The sequence below is a fragment of the Micromonospora sp. NPDC049799 genome (genome assembly GCF_040656655.1).
In the GTDB taxonomy this organism is placed as follows: domain Bacteria; phylum Actinomycetota; class Actinomycetes; order Mycobacteriales; family Micromonosporaceae; genus Micromonospora.
Genome location: NZ_JBFAMU010000307.1, coordinates 1 through 5,924 on the forward strand (window position 1 = coordinate 1; position 5,924 = coordinate 5,924).

Below are 5,924 nucleotides of genomic sequence, written 5' to 3' on the forward strand. Positions count from 1 at the left end.
GTGTGGGGTGGGGGGAGTAGCCGGGTCCAGGTGATGGGGTGGGTGGTGTGGGTGTGGAGGTGGGCGGTGTTGGTGAGGAGGGTGTGCCAGGGGTCGGTGTTGCGCCGGAGGGTGTGGCAGGTGGTGGTGGTGGGGTTGTCGATGGTGGGGGTGAGCAGGGGGTGGGGGCTGATTTCGATGAGGGTGTGGTGTCCGTCGGTGATGAGGGTTTGGAGGGTGGGGTGGAAGTGGACGGGTTGGCGGAGGTTGTGCCACCAGTAGTCGGTGGTGAGGTGGGCGCCGGGCAGTACTGCCTGGTGGGTGCTGCTGTAGTAGGTGGTGTGGCCGGTTCGGGGGTCGACGGTCACGTTGGTGAGGTGGGTGTGGAGGGGGTCGATGTGGGGGCTGTGGCTGGCGTAGGTGACGGGGATGGTGCGGGCGGTGATGCCGTGGTGGGTGAGGGCGGTGTGGGTGGCTTGGATGGCGTGGGGGGTGCCGGATAGGACGCAGGTGGTGGGGGCATTGTGTGCGGCGAGGTGGAGATGATTGGTGTGTTCGGGGACGAGTTCTTGTAGGAGGGTGGGTAGTTCGTTTGGGGTGGGGCCGGTGATGGCGAGCATGCCGCCGGTGCCTTCGATGGTGGTGAGGGCTTGGCCGCGGTGGGCGATGAGTTGGGCGGCTTGGTGAAGGGTGAGGGCGTCGGCGGTGTGTGCGGCGGTGATTTCGCCTTGGCTGTGGCCGATGACGGCGTGAGGGGTGATGCCGTGGTGTCGCCAGAGTGCGGTGAGGGCGGTGGTGACGGCGAAGAGGGTGGGTTGGACGACGTCGACGCGGTCGAGGTTGGCCGCGTCGGGTGTTTGCAGGATGACGTCGCGGAGTGACCAGTCGGTGTGGGGGTTCAGGGCGGTGGCGGTGGTGTTGATGCTGTCGCGGAAGACGGTGGAGGTGCGGTAGAGGTGGTGGGCCATGGCGGGCCATTGGCTGCCTTGGCCGGGGTAGATGAAGGCGACCTTCCCACCGTCGTGTGCTTCGCCGACAGTCAGATTGGGGTGCTCGTCGCCGTCGATCAGGGCGGTGAGCGCCTCGCGCAACTCGTCGAGGGTGCGGCCGAGGATCACGGCGCGGTGGGGGAACATGGTGCGGCCCGCGAGGCCGTGCGCCACCCCGGCGAGGTCCAGGTCGTCTGCGTCGGCGGCCCAGTCACGCAGCCGGCGGCCGTACTCCCGCAGCGCGGTTTCGGTCTTCGCCGACAGCAGCCACGGCACCCAGCCCCCACCCGGCAGATCCACCACCTCGTTCCCCGGCTCCGGCGTAACCGCGGCCGCTGACGCGGGGTCGGCGGCCGACGGGATCAGCGGCGCGGGTTCCCCGGCAGGCGCTTCTTCCAGGATCACGTGCGCGTTGGTGCCGCTGATGCCGAACGAGGACACGCCCGCTCGGCGCAGCCGGCCGTTGGTCTGCCACTCGACCGGCTGGTCGAGCAGCCGCACCTTGCCGCTGTCCCAGTCGACGTGCGGGGTGGGCGCGTCGATGTGCAGCGAGCGGGGGAGCTGACCGTGCCGGAGGGCGAGGACCATCTTCATCACCCCGGCGACTCCCGCGGCGGCCTGGGTGTGGCCGATGTTGGACTTGACCGACCCGAGCCACAGTGGTTGGTCGTTGCGCCGGTGTTGTCCGTAGGTCGCGAGCAGTGCCTGGGCTTCGATGGGGTCGCCGAGGGTGGTGCCGGTGCCGTGGGCCTCGACGGCGTCGACGTCGGCGGGGGTCAGCCTCGCGTTGGCCAGGGCCTGCCGGATCACCCGTTCCTGCGAGGGGCCGTGGGGTGCGGTCAGCCCGTTGCTCGCCCCGTCCTGGTTCACCGCCGACCCGCGGATGACGGCGAGGACCCGGTGGCCGCGTTCCTGGGCGACGGAGAGGCGTTCGAGCAGGAGCAGGCCGACGCCCTCGCCCCAGCCGGTGCCGTCGGCGGCGGCGGCGAACGGCTTGCACCGGCCGTCCGGCGACAACCCGCGCTGCCGACTGAACTCCACCAGCACCGTGGGGGTCGCCATCACCGTCACGCCACCGGCCAGGGCCATGTCGCACTCGCCGTTGCGGATCGCCTGCGCGGCCAGGTGCATCGCCACCAGCGACGACGAACACGCCGTGTCCACGGTGATCGCCGGGCCCTCCAACCCCAGGACGTACGCGATCCGGCCCGACGCGACGCTGCTGATGCTGCCCGTCAGCAGGTGCCCCTCGAACCCCTCGGGCGCCCGCTGGATCCGCCCTCCGTAGTCGTCGTACATCACGCCCGTGAATACGCCGGTCGCGCTGCCGCGCAGGCTGGTCGGGTCGACGCCGGCCCGCTCGACGCACTCCCACGCGGTCTCCAGCAGGAGCCGCTGCTGCGGGTCCATCGCCGTCGCCTCACGCGGACTGATCCCGAAGAACTCCGCGTCGAACCGGGCTGCCTCGTACAGGAAACCGCCGTGCCGGGTGTAGGTCGTCCCGGTCCGCTCCGGGTCGGGGTCGTAGAGCGCGGCGAGGTTCCACCCCCGGTCCTCCGGAAACCCGCCGATCGCGTCACCACCGTTGATCACCAGGTCCCACAGCTGCTCGGGGCTGTCCACTCCACCCGGGTAGCGGCAGGCCATCCCCACGATCACCACCGGGTCGTCGAGCGCCGCCGGTGCGGGCGCGACCGCCGCCGGCTCGGTCGCACTCGGTACGGCGGAGAACTGGGTCACCAGGTGACCGGCCACCGCTTCGGGGGTGGGGTGGTCGAAGACCAGCGTCGCCGGCAGCCGGAGTCCCGTCGCGGCGCTCAGTCGGTTCCGCAGCTCCACCGACACCAGCGAGTCGAACCCGAGCTCCTTGAACGCCCGGTCGAGCGGCACCGGCGACGCGGCGGGCAGGGCGAGCACTCTTGCCACCTCGCTCCGCACCATCTCGCGGACCGCCTCCTCGCGGGCCGGTTCCGGCAGGCCGGCAAGCTGCTCCCGCCACCGCCCCGCGGTCGAGGCCGTGGTGCTCACCCGGATGAGGTGGTGCGGGAGGTTGCTGGGGTTGAGGTGGGCGGTGATGGGGGCGGGTTGGGCGGTGGTGAGGGCGCTGTTCAGGAGAGTGACGGCGTGGGGCGTGGTGAGTGGGGTGATCCCGGTGTTGTGCAGGCGTTGGAGGTCGGTGGTGTGGAGGTGGGCGGTGAGGGTGCTGGTGTCGGTCCAGTAGCCCCAGTTGAGGCTGGTGGCGGGGAGTTGCTGCTGGTGGCGGTGTTCGGCGAGGGCGTTCTGGAAGGTGTTGGCGGCGGCGTAGTTGGCTTGGCCGGGGGTGCCGAGGATGGCGGCGACGGAGGAGTAGAGGAGGAAGTGGGTGAGGGGGTGGTGGCGGGTGAGGGCGTGTAGGTGCCAGGTGCCGTCGACCTTGGGGTTCAGTGCGGCGTGGAGCTGGTCGGTGGTGAGGTTGGTGAGGGTGGCGTCGTGCAGGGCACCGGCGGTGTGGATGACGGCGCCGAGCGGGTGGGGGCTGTGGTCGATCTCGTGGATGACCTGGGTGAGGTGGTCGCGGTTGGTGCTGTCGCAGGTGGTGATGGTGGTGGTCGCGCCGAGGCCGGTGAGGTGGTGGATGAGGCGGGCTGCTTCGGGGTGGTGGGGGCCTTGGCGGCTGACCAGGTGTAGGTGGCGTGCGTTGTGGTTGGTGACGAGGTGGCCGGCGGTGTGTTGGGCGAGGGTGCCGGTGCCGCCGGTGATGAGGGTGGTGGCCTCGGGGTTGAGGGGTCGAGGTGCGGGTGGTGTGGTGTCGGTCGTGAGGTGGGGGGTGTGTGGTGTGCCGTTGCGAATGGCCAGTTGCGGGTGGCCGCTGGTGATGGCGGTGGCCAGGGTTCGCCGGGTCTCTTCGGTGTGGTCGGTGTCGACGATGGTGATGCGGTCGGGGTGTTCGGTCTGGGCGGTGCGGGTGAGGCCCCAGCAGGTCGCGGCGGGGAGGTTGGTGAGCGGGTCGTGGTCGCCGGTGCTGATGGCGCCGGTGGTGAGGACGGTCAGGTGGGTGGTGGCGTAGGCAGGTTCGGTGAGGAGGTTCTGCAGGGTGTGGAGGAGTTGTTCGGTGGCGTGGTGCACGGCGGTCGGTACGTCCGTGCCGTCGCTGTGGTCGGGCAGCGTGATGATGATCTGTTGGGGTGTGGTGGCCTGACCGTTGGTGATGGCTTGCCGGAGACCGTTCAGGTCGGGGTGGCCGGGTAGATCCCACCCGGGGACTGGCTGGCCGACGGTCACCCACCCGTCGGTGACGGCTGGACCTGCCGACAACGCCACCGGCACCCACTCCAACCGCCACAGGCGACCGTCGTACGTCTGCCGGCTCGCGTCAAGCCGCGCCGCGGTGACCGGCTGGAAGGCCAACGATTCCATCGCGACGAGCGCCTGCCCGGCGTCGTCGTGGACGGTGAGGGCGACCTCGTGCGGTCCCCGCCAGGTGAGGCGCATCCGCGCCGTGGCCGCCCTGCTACTCCGTAGCTGGCGTACCCCGGACCAGGAGAAGGGCAGCCACAGCAGACCGGGCTCTCGCGTCACGATCTCGTCGATGGCCAGGTGCAGCGTCGCATCCAGCAGCGCCGGGTGGATCCCGTACCCGTCGGTCTCGCCCGGCTGGGGAAGGGCGACCTCCGCGTACAGGTCGTCGCCGGCCCGCCACGCTCGGCGCAGGCCGCGGAACATCGGTCCGTAGTGGTAGCCGTTCGACCCGAGCCGTCCGTACAGGCCGTCGAGGTCGACCGGAGTGGCGCCCGGGGGCGGCCAGGCCGCGAGCGGCGCCGGGTCCGACTCGCCCGAATCCGCGTCCAGGACAGCGGTGGCGTGGTGGGTCCAGGCGACTTCGGCAGCAGCGCCGGACAGCCGGGAGTGGACGGTCAGCGTCCGCCGGCCCCGCTCATCCGGCCCACCGACGGTGATCTGAACGTCGGTCGACTGCTCGCCGAGGCCGAGCGGGCTGTGCAGGGTGAGCTCGTCGAGCCGGCTCAGCCCGGCGGCAGTCGCGGCGTGCAGTGCGATGTCCACGAACGCGGTCGCCGGCAGCAGGCAGCCGGTACTGATCGTGTGGTCGACCAGCCAGGGGTGGGTGCGGGTGGAGAGCCGGGCGGTGTGCAGATCTTCACCGGTGATGGCGGTGGTGATGGCGGCGCCGAGGAGCGGGTGCGCGCTGGGTCGCAGTCCGAGGTGGTGAGGGTCGGTGCGGGGGGTGACAGTGAGCCAGTAGGGCTGGTGGTGGAAGGGGTAGGTGGGTGGGGTGGTGTGGGTCCGGGCCTGGGGGAGTAGCCGGGTCCAGGTGATGGGGTGGGTGGTGTGGGTGTGGAGGTGGGCGGTGTTGGTGAGGAGGGTGTGCCAGGGGTCGGTGTCGCGGCGGAGGGTGTGGCAGACCGTGGTGGAGTCGGTGTCGATGGTGGGGGTGAGCAGGGGGTGGGGGCTGATCTCGATGAGGGTGTGGTGTCCGTCGGTGGTCAGTTGTTGGAGGGTGGGGTGGAAGTGGACGGGTTGGCGCAGGTTCTCCCACCAGTACTGGACGGTGAGTTCTGTTGTGGGCAGGGCCCGTTGGTACGTGCTGCTGTAGAAGGCGGTGTCGGTGGCTTGGGGGTTGACGGTGGCGGTGGTGAGTTGGGTGTGGAGTGGGTCGATGTGGGGGCAGTGGCTGGCGTAGCTGACCGGGATGATTCTGGCGGTGAGTCCGTCGTCGGTGAGGGCCGCGTGGGTGGCTTCGATGGCGGTCGGGGTGCCGGAGAGGACGCAGGTGGTGGGGGCGTTGTGGGCGGCGAGGTGCAGGTCTGTGGCGTGTTCGGGTAGCAGGCGTTGTAGGAGGGCGGGTAGTTCGTTGGGGGTGGGGCCGGTGATGGCGAGCATGCCGCCGGTGCCTTCGATGGTGGTGAGGGCGCGTCCGCGGTGGGTGATGAGGCCGGTGGCTTGGTCGTGGGTGAGGGC

The 5,924-nt window shown here is 70.6% G+C and carries 1 protein-coding gene; it reads right to left on the reverse strand.

Annotated elements, in window-relative coordinates:
* On the reverse strand, positions 1 to 5,924 hold a 5,924-nt coding region (locus AB0I76_RS20635; protein WP_357037754.1), incomplete at both ends, for an SDR family NAD(P)-dependent oxidoreductase.